General features: G+C 58.6%; 20 protein-coding genes. 9 read left to right on the plus strand and 11 right to left on the minus strand.

Annotation, left to right across the window (positions count from 1 at the left end):
- The first annotated feature begins 144 nt into the window (after positions 1-144).
- Positions 145-1,926: a malto-oligosyltrehalose trehalohydrolase gene (gene treZ, locus HGP17_RS31210; protein ID WP_168815460.1), complete on the plus strand. Its 1,782-nt coding sequence runs from the start codon at positions 145-147 to the stop codon at positions 1,924-1,926.
- Positions 1,927-1,964: 38 nt separating this feature from the next.
- On the opposite strand, the gene HGP17_RS31215 is transcribed toward treZ, so the two are convergent.
- The 7 genes from HGP17_RS31215 to HGP17_RS31245 all read right to left on the minus strand — a co-directional run bounded on the left by HGP17_RS31215 (position 1,965) and on the right by HGP17_RS31245 (position 5,527).
- A complete protein-coding gene (locus tag HGP17_RS31215; RefSeq protein WP_168815462.1) occupies positions 1,965-2,336 on the minus strand; it encodes a response regulator in 372 nt (123 codons plus the stop codon).
- A gap of 132 nt (positions 2,337-2,468) precedes the next feature.
- A complete protein-coding gene (locus HGP17_RS31220; protein WP_168815464.1) occupies positions 2,469-2,723 on the minus strand; it encodes a DUF2934 domain-containing protein in 255 nt (84 codons plus the stop codon).
- Positions 2,724-2,893: 170 nt separating this feature from the next.
- On the minus strand, positions 2,894-3,856 hold the full coding sequence (locus tag HGP17_RS31225; protein ID WP_168815466.1) for a DUF72 domain-containing protein: 963 nt from the start codon (positions 3,854-3,856) through the stop codon (positions 2,894-2,896).
- A gap of 31 nt (positions 3,857-3,887) precedes the next feature.
- Positions 3,888-4,097: a hypothetical protein gene (locus tag HGP17_RS31230; protein ID WP_168815468.1), complete on the minus strand. Its 210-nt coding sequence runs from the start codon at positions 4,095-4,097 to the stop codon at positions 3,888-3,890.
- Positions 4,098-4,379: 282 nt separating this feature from the next.
- Entirely contained in the window at positions 4,380-4,616 is a 237-nt protein-coding gene (gene rpsU / locus HGP17_RS31235; RefSeq protein ID WP_168815470.1) for a 30S ribosomal protein S21, read from the minus strand.
- Between the two features lie 37 nt (positions 4,617-4,653).
- Positions 4,654-4,809: a hypothetical protein gene (locus HGP17_RS31240; protein ID WP_168815472.1), complete on the minus strand. Its 156-nt coding sequence runs from the start codon at positions 4,807-4,809 to the stop codon at positions 4,654-4,656.
- Between the two features lie 220 nt (positions 4,810-5,029).
- On the minus strand, positions 5,030-5,527 hold the full coding sequence (locus HGP17_RS31245) for a BON domain-containing protein (RefSeq protein ID WP_168815473.1): 498 nt from the start codon (positions 5,525-5,527) through the stop codon (positions 5,030-5,032).
- Between the two features lie 290 nt (positions 5,528-5,817).
- Between HGP17_RS31245 and eutB the strand changes: the two genes are divergently transcribed.
- From eutB to ehuA, 8 genes are all read left to right on the plus strand, one after another.
- A complete protein-coding gene (eutB, locus tag HGP17_RS31250; protein ID WP_168815580.1) occupies positions 5,818-6,795 on the plus strand; it encodes a hydroxyectoine utilization dehydratase EutB in 978 nt (325 codons plus the stop codon).
- A complete protein-coding gene (gene eutC, locus HGP17_RS31255) occupies positions 6,792-7,808 on the plus strand; it encodes an ectoine utilization protein EutC (RefSeq protein WP_168815476.1) in 1,017 nt (338 codons plus the stop codon). Before eutB ends, eutC begins: the two co-directional genes overlap by 4 nt.
- Complete coding sequence (doeA, locus tag HGP17_RS31260; RefSeq protein WP_168815478.1) at positions 7,805-8,983, plus strand: ectoine hydrolase DoeA; 1,179 nt, start codon at positions 7,805-7,807, stop codon at positions 8,981-8,983. Before eutC ends, doeA begins: the two co-directional genes overlap by 4 nt.
- Before the next feature lie 9 nt (positions 8,984-8,992).
- Entirely contained in the window at positions 8,993-10,012 is a 1,020-nt protein-coding gene (gene doeB / locus HGP17_RS31265; protein ID WP_205926213.1) for a N(2)-acetyl-L-2,4-diaminobutanoate deacetylase DoeB, read from the plus strand.
- A gap of 103 nt (positions 10,013-10,115) precedes the next feature.
- Positions 10,116-10,973, plus strand: a complete 858-nt coding sequence (ehuB, locus tag HGP17_RS31270; RefSeq protein WP_168815482.1) for an ectoine/hydroxyectoine ABC transporter substrate-binding protein EhuB — start codon at positions 10,116-10,118, stop codon at positions 10,971-10,973.
- A 92-nt stretch (positions 10,974-11,065) separates the two neighbouring features.
- Positions 11,066-11,731, plus strand: coding sequence for an ectoine/hydroxyectoine ABC transporter permease subunit EhuC (ehuC, locus tag HGP17_RS31275; protein ID WP_168815484.1), 666 nt, complete (start codon positions 11,066-11,068; stop codon positions 11,729-11,731).
- Complete coding sequence (gene ehuD, locus HGP17_RS31280; RefSeq protein ID WP_168815486.1) at positions 11,728-12,420, plus strand: ectoine/hydroxyectoine ABC transporter permease subunit EhuD; 693 nt, start codon at positions 11,728-11,730, stop codon at positions 12,418-12,420. The genes ehuC and ehuD overlap by 4 nt, the downstream gene beginning before the upstream one ends.
- A complete protein-coding gene (gene ehuA / locus HGP17_RS31285; protein WP_168815488.1) occupies positions 12,417-13,181 on the plus strand; it encodes an ectoine/hydroxyectoine ABC transporter ATP-binding protein EhuA in 765 nt (254 codons plus the stop codon). The genes ehuD and ehuA overlap by 4 nt, the downstream gene beginning before the upstream one ends.
- Positions 13,182-13,304: 123 nt before the next feature.
- On the opposite strand, the gene HGP17_RS31290 is transcribed toward ehuA, so the two are convergent.
- From HGP17_RS31290 to HGP17_RS31305, 4 genes are all read right to left on the minus strand, one after another.
- The gene (locus HGP17_RS31290) at positions 13,305-14,735 is read right to left on the minus strand and encodes a PLP-dependent aminotransferase family protein (protein ID WP_168815582.1); all 1,431 of its coding nucleotides are present in this window, start codon (positions 14,733-14,735) and stop codon (positions 13,305-13,307) included.
- 144 nt (positions 14,736-14,879) lie between these two features.
- Complete coding sequence (locus tag HGP17_RS31295; protein WP_168815490.1) at positions 14,880-16,259, minus strand: aspartate aminotransferase family protein; 1,380 nt, start codon at positions 16,257-16,259, stop codon at positions 14,880-14,882.
- A 31-nt stretch (positions 16,260-16,290) separates the two neighbouring features.
- On the minus strand, positions 16,291-17,787 hold the full coding sequence (locus HGP17_RS31300; RefSeq protein WP_168815492.1) for an NAD-dependent succinate-semialdehyde dehydrogenase: 1,497 nt from the start codon (positions 17,785-17,787) through the stop codon (positions 16,291-16,293).
- Between the two features lie 119 nt (positions 17,788-17,906).
- Complete coding sequence (locus HGP17_RS31305; protein WP_168815494.1) at positions 17,907-18,401, minus strand: Lrp/AsnC family transcriptional regulator; 495 nt, start codon at positions 18,399-18,401, stop codon at positions 17,907-17,909.
- Between the last annotated feature and the right edge of the window lie 258 nt (positions 18,402-18,659).

Here is an 18,659-nt window from a genome sequence, read left to right on the forward strand (position 1 = left end):
GAGGTTGGCCTCTCAAAACGATGCGGGCGGAGATCTGTTCCTGAGTTGGGAACACTTGCCGGCAAATAGCGTTGGCTCCTGCGAACACCTGGACGAAACCGCATCAGGCGAAACCGTGCCAGACGAAACGATGATTGGGATCACATGCAACACAGTTTTTCATTCGGTCCGGATATCAAATCAAGCGCCGTTACTTTTCGTCTTTGGGCACCGCTGCAGCCGCACGTGACGCTGAAATTGGAAAAACGCGGCGAATGGGAGATGCATAAGCTCGATGATGGGTGGCACGTTGCAGAAATACCTGGCGCCCAGGCGGGCGATCGCTACAGGTTTGCTCTTGCAGATGGCCTCAACGTGCCCGATCCCGCATCCCGGTTTCAGCCCGGGGATGTTCACGGCGCCAGCGAGCTGATCGATCCCGCCTTCGCATGGCGCAGCAGCAACTGGAGTGGCCGCCCTTGGGAGGATATCGTCATCTACGAACTGCATGTTGGTGCCTTTACGCGAGAAGGCACGTTTCTCGCCGCCATCGGGAAACTGGACCATCTGCAGCGGCTTGGTGTTACCGCCATTCAGCTCATGCCGCTTAGCGATTTCCCCGGGCGATACGGCTGGGGCTATGATGGTGTGCTCCCATATGCTCCCGACAGCAGTTATGGCCGTCCGGAAGATCTCAGGAAGTTAGTGGATGCCGCCCATGAGCGTGGGATCTGCGTGTTCCTCGACGTCGTCTATAATCACTTCGGCCCGGACGGAAACTATCTTCCCCTCTATGCTCCCATCTTCAACGAGCAGCATAAGACGCCTTGGGGACATGGGCTCAATTTCGATGGCAAGGAATGCCGTGTCGTTCGTGATTTCGTGATCGAGAACGCCATTTACTGGCTCGATCTCTTCCGGATGGATGGTTTGCGGCTTGATGCCGTCCACGCCATCAAGGATGACAGCGAGCGGCACATTCTCAATGAATTCGCCGAGAGGGTGAGACAGAGCTTCCCTGAGCGCCATATTCACCTGATCGTCGAGAACGAGGACAACAATGCGGAGCTGCTCGTGAGAGATCGTCACGGCCAACCGCTCTATTTCACGGCACAATGGAACGACGATATTCATCACGGTCTCCATGTCGCAGCTACCGGTGAGACGTTCGGCTACTATGGGGATTATGCCGATCATCAGGCGGAGGTGTCGCGAGCGCTCGCCGAAGGGTTTGTCTTTCAGGGGCAGCTCATGCCGTATCGCGGGCAGGAGAGGGGGACGCCCAGCGGCCATCTGCCGCCGACGGTATTCATCTCGTTTATCCATAACCACGACCAGATCGGTAACAGGGCGATGGGCGATCGAATGATTGCTTCGCATCCGCTGGACGCATTGAAGGCAATCGCGGCCGTCTATCTGTTGTCGCCGCAAATCCCAATGCTGTTCATGGGAGAGGAATGGGGCGCTGCCGAGCCCTTTCCCTTCTTTTGTGATTTCGATGAGGAACTGAACAGCAAGGTGAGGATCGGCCGAAAGGAAGAGCTATCGCGGCTGCCGGGCTTCGATGCAGATGATGCTCCGGACCCGACATCCGAGGCGACGTTTTCCAGCGCGAAACTACGCTGGGATTTGGCAGCGCCTGGAAACGCGCTCCTTGCGTTTTACGAGGGATTGATAAGGCTTCGGCGGGAGAAGATCGTGCCCCATCTGGCCGCTCTGCCAGGTCATTCCGCCTGGTATCCTAAGGAAAGTCCACTGGTTGAGGTCAGTTGGACAATGGGCCGCGCAACGCTGCGCCTGATGGCAAATCTCTCGGAACAACCGGTTCTAGCATCAGTGCCGCCCGAGGCGGGATCGCTGTTCTCACTGGGTGACGTTGCAGGTGATCACCTCGGCGCCTGGAGCGTTGCGTGGGATATCGTAGAGGGCCGCTCAGACAAGAATTGAACGGGCCGCTTCCTTTTGCCGGATTTTACGATCGCCGCTCAAGCGCTCAGATGCTGGTTTCCCATGCGCATCTCGGCGGCACGACGCAGCACATCGACGACCTCTTGATCGAGAAAGGGTTTTTCGATTGCAGCAAAAGCTTCGGAAAAGCTGTTTTGCAGGGCTTCGGGAGCGCCTGTCACAAAAATGATCGTCGTATAATATCGGTCGATCAGCCGGCGCGCGAGCTGCAGACCGCTTTTCCCGTCGATAAGGCCGATATCGATGAGGGCTATATCCGCTCGCGGTGCATAGGCGAGAGCCTGCTCCATCGTGGATGCCGGACCGAGTGTTTCGAACCCTGCATCCGCCGCGATCGAAATGAGATGATGAGCAATGATCGCCTCGTCTTCGACAACAAGTACTTTCATCTGTATTCTCCTCCTTCCTTGGATCTAGGAAGATCCCAAGATTTGTCTACCGTTCGTGTAGACTTTTAATGCGCATCGTTTGGATCCGTTCCCTATCCATGTTCACTGTTGGGATTCCACTCGCGCGGTTGGTCAAACGCAGCTGGATCTGACGGGCTCATCTTCGTCGTTTGCCTGTGGCGACTGAGCGCGCTTTGACCGCTTCAGTTTTTGCTTGAATCTCAAGATCAGCTCTTGTCCGTCTGATGATGCGCGAGAGCCCTCCATGGCATTACGCTCACTCACGGCCTGGTTCCAGTGATCCTCGTCACGCCCCCAAGGGCGTCCAGCCTGTTCCCAAAGGGCGTAAGCGCGCTTGCTGATCCATGAAAATCTCTCGTCGTTCATGCTGCATCTCCTGGGATGGTGTGGGATTCGTGCTGGAAGGATAGCTTGGTTGTATGGCGGGTTTGCATCTAACCGGAGCTATCCGCGATTGTTCCGGCGCCGCGCATGAAAAAAGCGGGGCGATGAGACCGAGCATGCGGACACCAGGCGTTTCATGGAAAGGCACCTTATTATCGCGACGGCCAGTGTTGTCGCGCTTCTTCCGACGTTCGGCTTGAAGGCGAGCGTTTGCGATTATGAGGAGATGACGCCTCGGCGAGACCAAGGCGGTAAGCCAGCTGGATGGCGTCCTCAGGTGCCCTTACCTTTACGTCGTTGTCGAAATAGACATAAACGTCGCGCCCTGCTTTGGCCTGCGGCCTTGCAGGCTTCACTATACGCTCGGCATCGGCCGGCTCGTGGCCATGCGCCCACGCATAGACGCGCCTTGCCCAGGTATCGAGTGCATCGCCGTCGTAGCCGCTTACATATAGTTCCTTTGAGCCGTGCAGGCGGCAATAAACAAAGTCTGCTGTCACATCCATCAAGAACGGCCATTCGACCGTGTCAGCACAGACCAGCCCGATATGATGCTCCCGAAGCATTTCGATGAATCCGGCCTGAACAAAGCTGTCGTTGCGGATTTCGAAGGCGTGGCGGATCGGTCGCTTTCCTTCAGACTGCAAGGCGGCACGGCCGTTCAATCTCTCATCATGCCGCCGCGCAAGTTTAGCCGCAGCATCCGTATCCTTCGGCAGCATTTTGATGAAAGCGGAGAAGAGATCGGCATCGAAGCGCAGCTTTGGCGGAAATTGCCAGAGGATTGGCCCAAGTTTCGGTCCAAGGCGCAGCAGGCCGGATGAGAAAAAGTTGGCGAGAGGCGTTTCGACGTCACGCAGGCGGTGAAGATGGGTGATGTAGCGCGAGCCCTTCACCGCGAAGACGAAATCATCCGGCGTCTCGTTCCGCCACTTGGAAAATGTCTCGGGGCGTTGGAGCCCGTAAAACGTGCTATTGATTTCGATGGATGGAAATTGTCGCGAGGCATAGGCAAGCTGACGTTTCTGCGTGACGTCCTTCGGATAGAAAACGCCACGCCAAGGGGCATAGCTCCAGCCGGAAATGCCGATACGGATGGTGCCAGCCTTTGCCATGCGCGCTAAACCTCAATGCCTGAAATCGCCGTCATTTTGCGTTGATCGAGGGCAAAAACGACATCACTTCGTTGCGCTGTCTCAAAGCAAGCAACTCGACCTTCTGTTTCCAGAACGTCTCGGCTTCCGGTGGGTCGCTCTCCCAGCTTTTGGTGGAGAGAATGTTATCATCCATCACCAAAAGACGGCGGCCGCCCAGTCGAAGATATTCGTTTGCGAGATCCTTGGCTTTGTTTTGCATGATCCTGCTCCTCTTATGGATGTGGACCGGCCTAAGCTTCTTCCGGCCTGCGATTGGTTATTGCAATCCGTTTGCAGCAACCATCTTGAAATGGCTTTAGCCAGGGGCTTCCCAAGGGACAGTCCCACGGGTTTGATGGCGCTCTCGTCTGGCTGCTGGCTTTACGATTGGGCGCCGTTCGGCGCCCTCATATCAATCAAACTCTGTGGCGGCTTGCTTGTTTCCTGTCACAGCATGTTTCTTTTCAACGCTATCAAATGTGCCGCAGAGGATCCTCGTGGATTAACGTCCGGGTGATCTTCTCTTTGCGCCGGCAAGCAGACCTTCGCGCTGCAATTTCTTACGCGTAGCCTTGCGATGCCTACTGACGGCTTCAGCCTTTTCGCGGATGCGTCGCTGCGACGGCTTTTCATAGGCCCGGCGCTCCTTCATCTCGCGGAACAGGCCTTCGCGCTGCATTTTCTTTTTCAGCGCCCGCATGGCCTGCTCGACATTGTTGTCTCTTACCAAAACCTGCATTTTGTTCTCCTTTATGGTTACGTTGGTAATATGTCGCTCAGTCGACCTGTTCGGCGACCAGCTTTTGAAGCTCCCTTCGGCTCAACAGGCAGGGATATGGCTTCCAGTTGTTGTTTTCAGGCCGAATAGCGGCCTCATCGCGCTCACGCGGTTTCACCGCCGCAAGCGCGGCAGCGATGTTCAGTTTTTTCAATAGAGTTCCTTCGCCGGTCAAAACCGGCGTCAATGATGTGAGTTCATGGAAGCGCCCGTGACGTCATTGGACACGGGCGAGGCCACATGCTGTTTGAGCTCAAAAGTATCGCGAGCCTGAATACACGTGGCGGTAGCCGCATAACGGCTTTACATCATAAGATAAGCATCCTCGACGAGCATTGCAAGGCCATAGAGCCGGAAGCGACCCTTCGCCTTCGCTATGCGTCCGGCGGAATATGGGAATCTACGCCAATCGTTCTAAGTTCATTGCGAACCTTGGCGACGCCGCGCATGGAAAGGACAAGCGCCTCGATGGCGTGTGCCACAGCCTCCGTTTCGACGCTACCTTCCAACGTGACCACGCCATTGTCAGCGTGAACGTCGATACTATCAGCATCGATCTCGCCATATTCGGCAAGTCGGTCGGTGATGGCCGCTTCCAATGCGTCGCTGTCGATCCGAGCGGTCGATAGCGGCCCAAAGGTGTGAGCGTTGTCCTCCTCTAGCCCGCTCTTTTTTGCGGTGTCGCCGATCAGGCCGGAGTTGGGCTCCTCGTCAAAGTTGGCCGGTGTCGTCCCATACCCCTGATTTTCAGGATTGGCCGAGTTGAAGCCGCTCTCATCGGAATAGGGCCATCCTTCACGGTCGTCGCGCTCCTGATAATCGCGATAGTCCTCTTCTCGTGACAGGGGCTTGGTTTTGCTGGGCTGGGTCATGCCAATCTCCTTCAACTTCTGAAGGACAAACCCGGCAGCACGGGTTTTGTTTCATTCGCATGAATGGGAAATCCAGCCACGGGATCATTGGATCGGATTTTGCAATACCACGTCCAGGCAGATATCAGCTCCATCAAGTCGCTCATGCATCTAGAATTGTAATGAAACAATAATAAGATTGACATGATCCATTGTCTCTCTCAGGCTGATGTCATGAACAGTCAAGCGAGAAGAGACATGCCAGCACTTCGCGTTTCGCCTCGAGCGTCCCGATGCGCGCCATGAAAGCAATGGTAACATTGGCGGAGATTGAAGCTGCTCAGCGCCGAATTGCAGGCTATGCGATCCGCACGCCGTTGCAGCCGTCGCCGGTCCTGTCTCGGCATGTCAGCGCGCCCGTTTATCTGAAACTGGAAAGCAGGCAGACCACCGGCAGTTTCAAATTGCGCGGCGCGACCAATGCCATCCTGGCTTTGGATCAGGAGGCGCGCTCACGCGGTTTGGTAACCGCGTCGACCGGCAATCACGGACGCGCTGTTGCGCATGCAGCGAAAGCACTGGGCGCTCGCGTAACCATCTGCCTGTCGGCGCTCGTTCCCCGGAACAAAGTCGAAGCCATACGTAATCTTGGAGCAGATGTTCGCATCGTCGGGCGTTCCCAGGATGACGCCATGGATGAAGTTGAGCGTCTCGTGCGAGCTGAAGGCATGTGCTTTGTGCCCCCCTTCGACGATGCGGATATCATTGCCGGTCAGGGTACGCTCGGGCTGGAAGTGATCCATGATCTCCCGCAAGCCACGATGGTTCTGGTGCCCTTGTCCGGTGGCGGACTTGCCGCTGGCGTTGCTGCGGCGATCAAAGGTCGTTGCCCCACCGTCAAGGTGATCGGCCTATCCATGGAACGCGGAGCGGCAATGGCGGCAAGTCTGGTGGCGGGGGCACCCATCGAGGTCCAGGAGGTTGAAACACTTGCAGATTCGCTCGGCGGCGGCATTGGCCTTGGCAACCGCCATACCTTCTCCATGTGCAAGGAACTGCTCGACGACGTGATCCTGCTCAGCGAGACGGAGATCGCCGCGGGCATCCGCCATGCGGCGACCATCGAGGGTGAGGTCATCGAAGGGGCCGGCGCAGTTGGGATCGCGGCCCTGCTTGCAGGCAAGATCAGACCGGGCGGCCCCACCGTTGTCATCGTATCCGGCGGCAACATCGATCCTGCGGCTCATCGACAAATCGTCGAAACGACAGAAGTAGGTGTGATGCCATGACACGTGTGCTCGTTCTTACGGAAATCGATCTTCGCAAAATCATCCAGCTCGACATGGATGCGGTCGATCGCGTCGAAGAGGCCTTTGCCGCGCTTGCCACGAAGGCCGTGGCAATGCCACCGATCATGCGGCTGGATATCCCCGCGCATCGTGGCGAGGTCGATGTGAAAACGGCCTACCTTCCTGATCTTGACAGTTTCGCGATCAAAGTAAGCCCCGGCTTCTTCGACAATCCGTCGCTGGGTTTGCCGAGCACTAACGGATTGATGATGCTTCTGTCGGCCCGCACCGGCCTTGTCGAGGCGCTTCTGCTCGACAACGGCTATCTGACGGATGTGCGCACCGCAGCAGCAGGGGCGGTTGGCGCCCGGCACCTGTCTCGACCGGATTCAAGGACTGCCGCAATTTTCGGCGCTGGCATGCAGGCTCGCCTGCAATTGCGCGCACTCACTCTTGTCCGGCCGATCGCGGCTGCCCGGATCTGGGCCCGGGATCTGGCAAAAGCTGAAAAGCTCGCTCGCGAACTGACGGTGGAACTCGGTTTTCCTGTTGTGGCGCAAGCGGATGCCGAAGAGGCTTGTCGTGGCGCCGATATCATCGTGACCACAACTCCTTCGCAGAAGCCGATCCTGAAAGCCGAGTGGCTGCGGCCCGGGCAGCACATCACTGCCATGGGCTCAGACGCCGAGCACAAGAACGAGATCGATCCTGCAGCCATCGGCAAAGCCACCCTCTACGTCGCCGACAGCCTGAAGCAGACGCGGCGACTGGGCGAGCTTCATCACGCGATCGCGGCGGGACTGGTGAGTGAGGCCGCCGATTTCCCCGAGCTCGGCGCCATCGTCGCCGGCAAGGTGCCGGGCCGCCGGTCGCCCGAGGCGATCACACTTTGCGATCTGACCGGGACAGGCGTCCAGGATACCGCCATTGCCACTCTTGCTCATCGTCGTGCCGTTTCGGCCGGTGCGGGGCAGGCGATCGAAACGACAGAAGCATCAGGAGACCCAGCGTGAGCGAACCGATCCTCAATTTTACCCGCGCCGAATATGCTGAACGGCTCGCAAAGACGCGCCGCGCCATGGAAAAATCAGGTGTCGATCTCGTCATCGTCACCGATCCCTCGAACATGCATTGGCTTACCGGCTATGACGGCTGGTCCTTCTATGTGCATCAATGTGTGGTAGTACCGGGTTCAGGCGAGCCGATCTGGTATGGACGCGGGCAGGACGCCAACGGCGCCAAGCGCACGGCCTATCTCGCCCATGATAATATCGTCGGCTATCCCGATCACTACGTGCAGTCCAACGAGCGTCATCCGATGGACTTGCTTTCGAAGCTCATCGAGGAGCGCGGCTGGGCCAACGCTTCGATCGCCGTGGAGATGGACAATTATTGGTTCACGGCCGCTGCCTATGCCTCGTTGGTCAAGCATCTGCCGAATGCCCGTTTTAAGGATGCGCAAGGACTGGTGAACTGGCAGCGAGCCGTCAAGAGCAAGACTGAACTCGACTATATGCGCAAGGCAGGCCGTATCGTCGAGGCCATGCACAAGAGGATCGTGGAAAAGGTCGAGCCGGGTATCCGCAAATCCGATCTCGTCGCCGAAATCTATGATGCCGGTATCCGCGGCGTCGACGGTTTCGGAGGTGACTATGCCGCGATCGTGCCGTTGCTGCCATCCGGTGCCGATGCTTCTGCGCCGCATCTGACCTGGGACGACAAGCCGATGAAGAGCGGCGAAGGCACCTTTTTCGAGATCGCTGGCTGCTATCGCCGCTATCACTGCCCGTTGTCGCGAACGATTTTTCTCGGCAAGCCGACCCAGGCGTTTCTTGACGCCGAGAAGGCGACGCTCGAGGGCATGGAGGCCGGCCTTGCCGCCGCCAAACCCGGCAATGTCTGCGAGGATATCGCCAATTCCTTCTTTGCGGTCCTGAAGAAGTACGGGATCGTCAAGGATAACCGCACGGGCTATTCGATCGGTCTCTCCTATCCGCCGGACTGGGGCGAGCGGACCATGAGCCTGCGCCCTGGCGATCGCACCGAGCTCCAGCCCGGAATGACGTTCCACTTCATGACCGGCCTCTGGCTCGAAACCATGGGAATGGAGATCACCGAAAGCATCGTCATTACCGAAAGCGGCGTCGAGTGCCTTTCCAACGTGCCCCGTCGGCTTGTCGTGAAGTGAATGCCTGAGATGAGCAGCATGAGCATATCCAAACGCGCATCGCCGATTACGCCGACGGTCGATTTCGACCGGGACGGCATCCAGCACGGCCATCTGCGTCTGCCCTGGTCACGCGATGATTCCGCCTGGGGATCAATCATGATCCCGATCTGCGTCATCAGGAACGGCGAAGGGCCGACGGCGCTTTTGACCGGCGCCAATCACGGCGATGAATATGAAGGGCCTGTTGCGCTCTTCGATCTTGCCCGGACGCTGAAGCCGGAAGATATCAAGGGGCGGGTCATCATCGTTCCGGCGATGAACTATCCCGCCTTCCGGGCGGCGACGCGCACCTCTCCAATCGACAAGGGCAACCTCAATCGCAGTTTTCCCGGCAGGCCCGATGGCAACGTGACCGAAAAGATTGCCGACTATTTCACGCGCCACCTACTGCCGCTTGCCGACATCGTGCTCGACTTTCATTCGGGCGGCCGCACGCTCGATTTCCTGCCCTATGCCGCCGCGCATGAGCTGCCGGACAAGACGCAGGAGAAAGCCTGCTTCGACGGCGTTGCCGCGTTTTCCGCACCCTATTCCATGCGAATGATCGAGATCGATGCTGCCGGCATGTACGACACCGCGGCCGAGGAGATGGGCAAGGTTTTTGTAACGACCGAGCTTTCGGGCGGGGGAACCATATCGGCGCGCACGGCTTCAATTGCCAAGCGCGGCGTTCTCAATCTCCTGAAGCATGCGGGCATCGTCTCCGGCGCACCGGAGGTCGCAGCGACGCAATGGCTCGATATGCCCTCGTCGGATTGCTTTGTGTTTTCCGAAGCTGATGGCCTCTTCGAACCGCTCAAGGATCTCGGCGACACAGTCGCACAGGGAGAAATCATCGCCCGTATCCATCCGATCGGCCGTACGGGCGGCGAACCTTCAGATTATCGAGCGGCGCTGAATGGTGTTCTTGCCGCACGTCATTTCCCTGGCTTCATCAAGACCGGGGACTGTCTCGCCGTCGTCGCAACGTTGACGGAGGGGCCTTGAGTTGCCGCGCCGCGGCAGCGCGGCGCGGATCATCACCCCGTTACGGCAGAGATCCGGAAAACCGGACAGCCGATAACGGAATTCAACCACAGAGGAGTGAACGATGAGATCGAATTTTTATCGCAGTGTGGCCGCATTGGGCCTCTCCATCGGCCTGGCCGCATCCGCAAATGCCGCCAGCCTTGAGCAGATCAAGAAGGATGGCTACATCCGCGGCGCCAGCGCCAACGAAGTTCCCTACAGCTTCATGGATGAGAGTGGTACCGCCAAGGGCATCGGTCCGGATGTTGCCGCAGCCGTCCTTAAATCGATGGGCGTGAAGGAAGTCGACTGGACGGTGACGCCGTTCGGATCGCTGATCCCCGGCCTCAAGGCAAAGCGCTTCGATTTTGTTGCCGCCGAACAGAATATCCTGCCGGAACGCTGCAAGCAGGTTCAATTCACCACACCGAACTCCAGCTATGGCGAAGGCCTGCTGGTGCCGAAGGGCAATCCCAAGAATCTGCATTCCTACGAAGACATCAAAAAGGATCCTTCGTTGAAAATTGCGATTGTATCCGGCGCCGATCAGCTCGATTTCTTCCACGGTCTCGGCATTCCGGACTCACAGATCGTCATGATCCAGGCGAACGCCGATGCGTTGTCGACGATCCAGACCGGACGCGCCGACGCCTATGCAGCAACCGAGCTGACTGTTGCCAAGCTTGTTCAGGGCAGCACGAATGTCGAGCACGCAGCGCCCTTCACTGACCCAGTCATCAACGGAAAATCCGCCAGAAGCTATGGCGGCTTCGATTTCCGCCCTGAAGACAAGGAGCTCTACAAGGCCTTCAATACGGCGCTTGAAGCCTTCAAGAAGACCGATGACTACAAGAAGATCCTGATGTCTTATGGTCTTAGCGATGAAAGCGTCGAGGCGGCACGCACCAAGAGCACCGAAGACCTTTGCGCGGGCAAGTGACTTTATCGATCATCGGGAACGACCTGGCGGCAGTCTGCGGACGATCGCCAGGTCGCTCGGCCCCTCCCATCCTGGAACGGAGGTGACCCAAAATGAGTTGGACCCATTATATTCCGGCCTTGCTGAAGGGCGCGGAGGTGACCGCGATCATCGCCGTCGCCTCGATGCTGCTCGGTGCCGCACTTGCCTTTGCAGCCGGCCTTGCGCGCTTTGCCGGAGGGAGGCTGCTCTCCTCGATCGCGATCGTTTATATCGAGATCTTTCGCGGCACGTCGCTGCTGGTGCAGCTCTTCTGGCTTTATTACGCGCTGCCGCTGATTGGAATCTCCTTCGACCCCATCACGACAGGCATCGCCGGCCTGGCGCTCAACATCGGCGCCTATGGCGCGGAAGTGGTGCGCGGTGCGTTGCAGGCGGTTCCAGATACCCAGCATGAGGCGGCGCGAGCCCTCAACTTCGGCCAGCGTCAGACGCTCTTCCACATCGTTCTACCGCAGGCTGTGGTCGAAATGATGCCGGCTTTCGGCAATCTCGCGGTCCAGAACCTCAAGGACACGGCTTTGGTGTCGCTTATTTCGATCAGCGATCTGACCTTTCAGGCGCAGCAATTGCGCAATATCACGCTCGATAGCGTCACGATCTACTCGCTGACGCTCGTCGGCTATTTCATCATGGCGCTCATCCTCGTCGCCTTCATGCGTTGGCTGGAGACGGTCTTCCGGCGTGGCGCCGCCTTCCCGGGGAGGTCCCCGGCATGATGTATGGCTTCACATGGGATACGTCGACGACGCTGTCCTTCGCATGGTCAATCCTGCCGATCCTTGGCATCGGCTTGATCGTGACGCTTGAGGCGGCGGCCGCCGGCTTTGCCATCGCACTCGTTCTCGGCCTGATCTTCGCCTTGCTGCGACGCAGTCGCTTCATTGCGATTTCCTGGCCGACAGCCTTCGTCATCGAGTTCCTGCGCGACACGCCGTTGCTCGTGCAGCTCTTTTTCCTCTACTACGTCCTGCCGATCTACGGCATCACGCTGCCTGCATTCCTGACGGGCGCTCTGGCCCTCGGGCTGCAATATTCGGCCTATACATCGGAAGTGTATCGTGGCGGTCTCGATGCCGTGCCGCGTGGACAATGGGAGGCGGCGACGGCGCTCAATCTTGGCCATGGGCGTACCTATTGGGATATCATCATCCCACAGGCGATCCCCCGCATCATTCCGGCCATGGGCAATTATCTCGTTTCCATGCTCAAGGAGACGCCGGTGCTCTCCGTCGTCACGGTGGTCGACATGCTCAACCTTGCCAATCTCATCGGAGATCGGACATTCGAGTATCTGGTGCCCCTTTCTCTCGTTGGCCTGATCTTTCTCATCCTCACGCTCGTCTGCTCGGCGGTCATTCATTGGCTCGAAAAGGCGTTGCCGAAAAACGGAATTGCTCTCAAATGACGCAACCACTGATCCGCTTTCAAGATGTGACCAAGCGCTACGGCCATCTGACCGTACTCGATGATTTCTGTTTCGATGTCGCGCCCGGTGAGAAGGTGACGCTGATCGGCCCATCCGGCTCTGGGAAATCAACGGTCCTGCGCATCCTCATGACGCTCGAACCCTTCCAGGAGGGAACCTTGCATCTGGCCGGCATGTCCTACCATCAGGACAATGGTCGCGGACGCTTCCTCGCTAGCGAGGCGCATCTGCGCCAGATCCGCACCCATGTCGGCATGGTCTTCCAGAGCTTCAATCTGTTTCCGCACATGACCGTGCTGCGCAATGTCGTGGAGGCGCCGACCCGCGTGCTGGGGTTGGGGCGGGCGGAGGCCGAATGCCGCGCAGTCGAACTTCTGCGCATGGTCGGCCTTTCAGAAAAGAAGGATCACTATCCAAGCCAGCTCTCGGGCGGCCAGCAGCAGCGCGTCGCGATCGCCCGTGCGCTTGCCATGCGCCCGAGAGTGCTGCTCTTCGACGAGCCGACATCGGCGCTCGATCCGCAGCTTGTCGGCGAGGTGCTCGGCGTCATTCGTGACCTTGCCCATGAGCACGACCTGACCATGCTTTTGGTCACGCATGAGATGCGCTTTGCGCGCGAAGTGTCCGATCGGGTTTGCTTCTTCGACAAGGGTCGCATCTGTGAGCAGGGCAAGCCAGAAGAGATCTTCAGCGCGCCCAAGGAGGAGCGCACCAAGGAGTTCCTCGCGTCTATCCTTTGAGGAAATCGAATTGCGGCGGCGCTAGGGCGGTTCAGCTTTTCACGGAACCCCCGAACCGCTCTATCTCTTTGTTTTCGCGTAATTCCGGACGGAAAACCGCTGCGCACTTTTCCTGGAATTGCTCTAGACGATAGAGCCGACATCGAACACAGGGGGCAATTGTTCGAAAGTGCCGCGAACGGTCTCCAGTGCCGAGCGAAGGGCGGAGTGAGACAGGCGGCCGCCGAGGCAGATGCGAATGCCGCCAGCCGGTCGCTCCCCGCCTGCGACGAAAGGCTCGGACGGCGTGATCGCGACGCCCTTGCGCGCGAGTGCGCGCACAAGGCCATCCTCGGTCCAGCGCTCGGGCACCGAAAGCCATGCGCATAGCGACAGCGGATGGCTGCCTGCAACAAATGGAGCCAGCACGTCGGAGACGATCGACTGTCGTGCCTCGGCTTCGTTTCTCTGAACGGCAAGCAGCGTCTCGGCGGTGCCATCCAGAACCCAGCGCGAAGCCATTTCCGCAACGACATTGGTCGCGCTCCAGCCGGTAACGCGCAGGATCGACGCGGCGCGGATCGAATAATGGGCCGGCACCACGAGATAACCAAGACGCAATCCCGTCATCACGGATTTCGTAAAGCTCGTCACGAAGAATCCCAGCTCAGGTATAAGGTCCGCCATGGAGGGAAGGGGATCGCGCAGCATAGGCTTATACACTTCGTCTTCGATGACGAAGATACCGTGCCGGCGGGCGATATCGGCGATCGTGCGTCGGCGCTCTGCACCCATGACGTGGCTGGTCGGGTTGCCGAGCGTTGAGACGATGACAAGCGCAGACACGTCGCCGACGGCGCAAGCGGCCTCGAAGGCATCCGGCAATATACCCTCGTGATCCGTCGGCAGGCCGCGCAGGGTGAAGCCGAGAACATTGGCGAGACCGATGATGCCGTGATCGGTCAAGTTCTCGGTGAGGACCACTTCGCCCGGCCGTATCACCGAAGCGACGGCAAGGAAGAGGCCGTGCGCTGCGCCGTTCGTAATCAGGATCCGATCGGGGTCGGCCTTCACCGACAAACGTGATAGCCAGACCTGCGCTGCGGCGCGATGAGCATCCAGACCGGCGATCGGCCGGCAAGGTCGCATGAAGCTGCTATTATCGGTTTCCGCAAGAGCGCGCATCAGTTCGCGGGCCGATCGCTCATGCGCGTCGGTGTAGACGGCCCGAATGATAGAAAGATCGGCGCTGCCGCTCGGATCGCGATCGAGCATGAAGCTGTCGGCGCGTTCGGTGACGCGGCTACGCACGAAGGTGCCGCGCCCAACTTCGCCGCGCAGGTAGCCGCGGCGCTCGGCTTCCTTGTAACTCAGGCTCACGGTCTGGACCGAGATTCCGAGCGCGTGGGCGAGATCGCGATGCGTGGGCATCTGGGTGTGAACCGGCAGGATGCCATCGTCGATGTCGGCGATGATCTTGTCAGTCAGCAGCTTGTGTTTGGTCGCACCCTTACGATGCTGAAGAACGGGCTTCCAGGCACCATTGTCCTGGTCTTTTGAATCATGACGATACATGGATTGATCCGGTACAATTATAGAATCCATGTACACCATCCGGCGCCGAATGGCGACGACCGAATGCGATGGTGCGGCCCATTGTCAACAACGGGCCGCACCACTGTATGAGGATGCGCGGGAATTGCGCCGGCTTAGCGCGGATCAGCGGCCCGAGAGCACGCTGTCGATTGCGCCGGCAGCCGCCTTCACGACGGTATCGGCTTCTTCGCGAGTCAGGCAAAGCGGCGGTGCAAAGCCGAGAATGTCTCCCTGCGGCATGGCACGGCCGATAACGCCACGCTCAAGCAGCGCTGCCGCCACTTGCGGGCCGATCTTCTGCGCGGGATCGAAGAACTTGCGGTCGTCCTTGTCTTCGACGAATTCGATGGCAGCCATCAAGCCGTCGCCGCGAACTTCGCCGACATGCTTGTGACCGCCGACAGCCTTGGCGAGTTCCGAGCGGAAATAGGCGCCGGTCGAGCCTGCATTCTCGACGATGCCGAGTTCATCGACCAGCTCGAGGTTGGCGATGCCGGCGGCCGCGCAGATCGGGTGTGCGGAATAAGTCCAACCATGGCCGATGGCGCCAAGCTGATCCGATCCCTGGACGAGCACCTGCCACATCTTGTCCGACACGATGCTGCCCGAAAGCGGCGCATAAGCAGATGTCAGGCCCTTGGCGATGGTAATGAGGTCCGGCTTCATGCCGTAATGATCGGATCCGAACATCGTGCCGAGACGCCCAAAGCCGGTGACGACTTCATCAGCCACGAGAAGGATGTCGTATTTATCGAGAACGGCCTGGGTCTTCTGCCAGTAGGTCTTCGCCGGCGGAACGATGCCGCCTGTGCCGAGGATCGGTTCACCGATGAAGGCTGCGACTGTGTCCGGACCTTCGGCTAGGATCATTTCCTCGAGTTTATCAGCGCAATGCTGTGCAAACTGTTCCTCGCTCATCGAGCGATCGGCGCGGCGGAAGTAGTAAGGTGCTTCGGTATGGAGGATCGGCGCGCGCGGCAGATCGAAGGCCTTGTGGAAGAGTTCCAGGCCAGTCAGGCTCCCCGTCATGACACCCGAGCCATGATAGCCGCGCCAACGGGAAATGATCTTCTTCTTCTCCGGACGACCGAGAATATTGTTGTAGTACCAGATGAGCTTGATGTTGGTCTCGTTGGCATCGGAACCGGAAAGACCGAAATAGACGCGGCTCATGCCTTCGGGCGCGCGGTCGATGATCATCTTCGAAAGCGTAATCGAGGCTTCGGTGCCGTGACCGACATAGGCGTGGTAATAAGCAAGGTTCTTAGCCTGCTCGGCGATCGCATCGGCGATCTTCTGGCGGCCGTAACCGACATTGACGCAGTAAAGACCGGCAAAGGCATCGAGGCTCTTCTTGCCGCTGGTGTCGGTGATGTAGACGCCCTCGGCGCTCGAGATCACCCGGGTCGGCGTTTCGCCGCGCGCGTGCATTCCCATGTGGGTCGAGGGATGGAAGAAATGGTCCCTGTCCCAGGCGTTCAGTTCGTTGCGCTTGTCCAACATGTTGTGGTTCCTTCTTTTTGTATCGGGAGCGTCAGGCAGTCGTGTCGACGCAGAGATATTTGAGCTCGGTGAAGGCTTCGATGCCGTGGCGGGAGCCTTCACGACCGAGGCCGGATTGCTTCCAGCCGCCAAAGGGGATCGGTCCGCCGGTAATCTTCACGCGGTTGATGGCCACCATGCCGTATTCGAGCGCGCGGCCGAGCCGCATCTGCCGTGCGCCATTGGCGGTCACGACATAGGCGACAAGGCCATATTCCGTGTCGTTGGCCCGGGCGACGACCTCGTCCTCGCTGTCGAAGACGCTGACGGCGGCGACCGGTCCAAACGTTTCCTCGTGCATGATTAGCGCATCCGGTGAGGGCTCGACCAGCAAAGTGGGCTGAAAGAAGAGTGAACCAGCCGCGTGACGTTTTCCGCCGACAACAAGCCGTGCGCCCTGCTTCAGAGCGTCCGCCACCTGTTCTTCCACTTTCACGACGGCGCGTTCGTGCATCAGCGGGCCGATCTCGGCGGCACCGTCCAAGCCGTTTCCTACCTTCAAGGCTTCGATGCGTTTGCCGAATGCCGTGACGAACGCGTCCATGATCGAACGCTGGACGAAGATACGATTGGCGGCGAGGCAATCCTGGCCCGACGTTGCGAATTTGGCATTGATGGCGATATCCACGGCGCGATCGATATCGGCATCATCGAAGACGATCAGCGGCGCATGGCCGCCAAGTTCCATCACAAGCCGCTTCATTGTTCCGGCACACTGGCCGGCGATCATCTTGCCGATGCCGGTCGAGCCGGTGAAGCTCAGTGCCCTGACCCGCGGATCGTCACAGAACGCGCCGACAATGGTCGCCGCGTCGCCGGTGATGACATTGAAGACGCCGGACGGAAGCCCGGCGCGCTCGCCGAGTTCGGCAAGTGCCAGCGCCGAAAGCGGTGTTTCGGACGACGGGTGGGCGACGACGGTGCAGCCGGCCGCAAGCGCTGCAGCCGCCTTGCGGGTGATCATGGCCGAAGGAAAGTTCCAGGGCGTGACAATGCCGACAACGCCCAGAGCTTCCCTGCGCACGATCATTTCTGCATCGGGCAGGTGGCTGGTCACGCTCTCCGCGTTGATACGCTTGGCTTCCTCTGCATACCATTCAATGAAGCCTGCCGCATAATCGATCTCGCCGCGGGATTCAGCGAGCGGCTTGCCTTGCTCCAGAGTCATGATCAGCGCCAGATCTTCGCGCGCCTCAATCATCAATTCATACCATTTGCGCAGGATTGCCGCGCGCTTTTGCGGCAGCAGCGAGCGCCAGCCCGCAAAGGCCTCATTCGCGGCGTCGATAGCCTCGAAAGTCTCTCGTTGGTCGAGGCTGGTGACCCAGGCAAGCGTCGCGGAGGAGGCTGGATCGGTGACCTCAAAGCTTTGATTGGCCTTGCCAGCAACCCAGCGGCCCGCGACATAGGACAGATCTCGCAAGAGATGGCGGTCGTTCAGCCGCGAAAGGGCTTCATGATAGGTGGCACGGGCGTGGAGCGCGTTCATCGGCAAATCTCTCTTTCCAGATGACCCATGCTGTCATGGAACACCACGAGAGATTGTCTATTGGTCGCAGCAGCAGGAGAGAAAAGGCCTAAAGAAAAAGACGATGCTAGAGAGTTTCTCTATTCGTCGTCAGGAAGTTCGCCGGAAAGAAGATCGGCTACCGGAAGGACGATTTCTTCCTTCACGGTCTTGGTGACGATGTAGGTAAAATAGCGTTCTATGCCGAGGTCGCGGTCGAGCAGATTGTCGATCAGGCGTTGATAAGCGTCGATGTTCACGGTCGTTATTTTCAAAATGTAATCGACGCCGCCGCCGACGGCCCAGCATGCGACGATTTCCGGCGTGGACGCGATTGCGCGCTCAAAGCGCTCAAAGTCAGCCTGCCGATGATTGGTAAGGGTGACTTCCACCATGACGCTGGCGACAGGCGCCAACCGACGCAGGGAAAGTTTTGCATGATAACCGGTGATGATCCCGGCCTTTTCCAGCTTGCGCAGGCGCAGCCAGCACGGTGTCGGCGACAACCCCACTTTTTCCGCGAGCGCAAGCTTGGTGATGCGGCCATCGCGTTGAATGGCTTCAAGTATCCGCAGATCGATGGCGTCAAGTTTCATTGGCAGGCTGCTTATGTCTCGGTCCGTGTCCTGAGACCAATGGCACTCGAAACATGGGCTGACAAGCGTGTGGCACGAAATCGAGCAAAAACGTTTGCGTGTCTGATTCCGGAATGTATTGCGATGGTTGAAATCTAATAGATGTTACTAATTTTGCGGTGCGGTATCTATTGAGTGTACCCAATAGGATCGAAGTATTAATTTCAGAGAAATAATTCCCAAGTTTTCTTTATCACTAAAAGTCATAGTCGCCCGGTA

This window comes from Rhizobium sp. P38BS-XIX, assembly GCF_012641435.1.
Taxonomy (GTDB): Bacteria; Pseudomonadota; Alphaproteobacteria; order Rhizobiales; family Rhizobiaceae; genus Rhizobium.

Excerpts from the sequence above, each read along its gene's own strand:
- treZ (WP_168815460.1), top strand. The coding sequence starts at position 145 with ATGCAACACAGTTTTTCATTCGGTCCGGATATCAAATCAAGCGCCGTT.
- HGP17_RS31215 (WP_168815462.1), bottom strand. The coding sequence starts at position 2,336 with ATGAAAGTACTTGTTGTCGAAGACGAGGCGATCATTGCTCATCATCTC.
- HGP17_RS31220 (WP_168815464.1), bottom strand. The coding sequence starts at position 2,723 with ATGAACGACGAGAGATTTTCATGGATCAGCAAGCGCGCTTACGCCCTT.
- HGP17_RS31225 (WP_168815466.1), bottom strand. The coding sequence starts at position 3,856 with ATGGCAAAGGCTGGCACCATCCGTATCGGCATTTCCGGCTGGAGCTAT.
- HGP17_RS31230 (WP_168815468.1), bottom strand. The coding sequence starts at position 4,097 with ATGCAAAACAAAGCCAAGGATCTCGCAAACGAATATCTTCGACTGGGC.
- rpsU (WP_168815470.1), bottom strand. The coding sequence starts at position 4,616 with ATGCAGGTTTTGGTAAGAGACAACAATGTCGAGCAGGCCATGCGGGCG.
- HGP17_RS31245 (WP_168815473.1), bottom strand. The coding sequence starts at position 5,527 with ATGACCCAGCCCAGCAAAACCAAGCCCCTGTCACGAGAAGAGGACTAT.
- eutB (WP_168815580.1), top strand. The coding sequence starts at position 5,818 with ATGGTAACATTGGCGGAGATTGAAGCTGCTCAGCGCCGAATTGCAGGC.
- eutC (WP_168815476.1), top strand. The coding sequence starts at position 6,792 with ATGACACGTGTGCTCGTTCTTACGGAAATCGATCTTCGCAAAATCATC.
- doeB (WP_205926213.1), top strand. The coding sequence starts at position 8,993 with ATGAGCAGCATGAGCATATCCAAACGCGCATCGCCGATTACGCCGACG.
- ehuB (WP_168815482.1), top strand. The coding sequence starts at position 10,116 with ATGAGATCGAATTTTTATCGCAGTGTGGCCGCATTGGGCCTCTCCATC.
- ehuC (WP_168815484.1), top strand. The coding sequence starts at position 11,066 with ATGAGTTGGACCCATTATATTCCGGCCTTGCTGAAGGGCGCGGAGGTG.
- ehuD (WP_168815486.1), top strand. The coding sequence starts at position 11,728 with ATGATGTATGGCTTCACATGGGATACGTCGACGACGCTGTCCTTCGCA.
- ehuA (WP_168815488.1), top strand. The coding sequence starts at position 12,417 with ATGACGCAACCACTGATCCGCTTTCAAGATGTGACCAAGCGCTACGGC.
- HGP17_RS31290 (WP_168815582.1), bottom strand. The coding sequence starts at position 14,735 with ATGTATCGTCATGATTCAAAAGACCAGGACAATGGTGCCTGGAAGCCC.
- HGP17_RS31295 (WP_168815490.1), bottom strand. The coding sequence starts at position 16,259 with ATGTTGGACAAGCGCAACGAACTGAACGCCTGGGACAGGGACCATTTC.
- HGP17_RS31300 (WP_168815492.1), bottom strand. The coding sequence starts at position 17,787 with ATGAACGCGCTCCACGCCCGTGCCACCTATCATGAAGCCCTTTCGCGG.
- HGP17_RS31305 (WP_168815494.1), bottom strand. The coding sequence starts at position 18,401 with ATGAAACTTGACGCCATCGATCTGCGGATACTTGAAGCCATTCAACGC.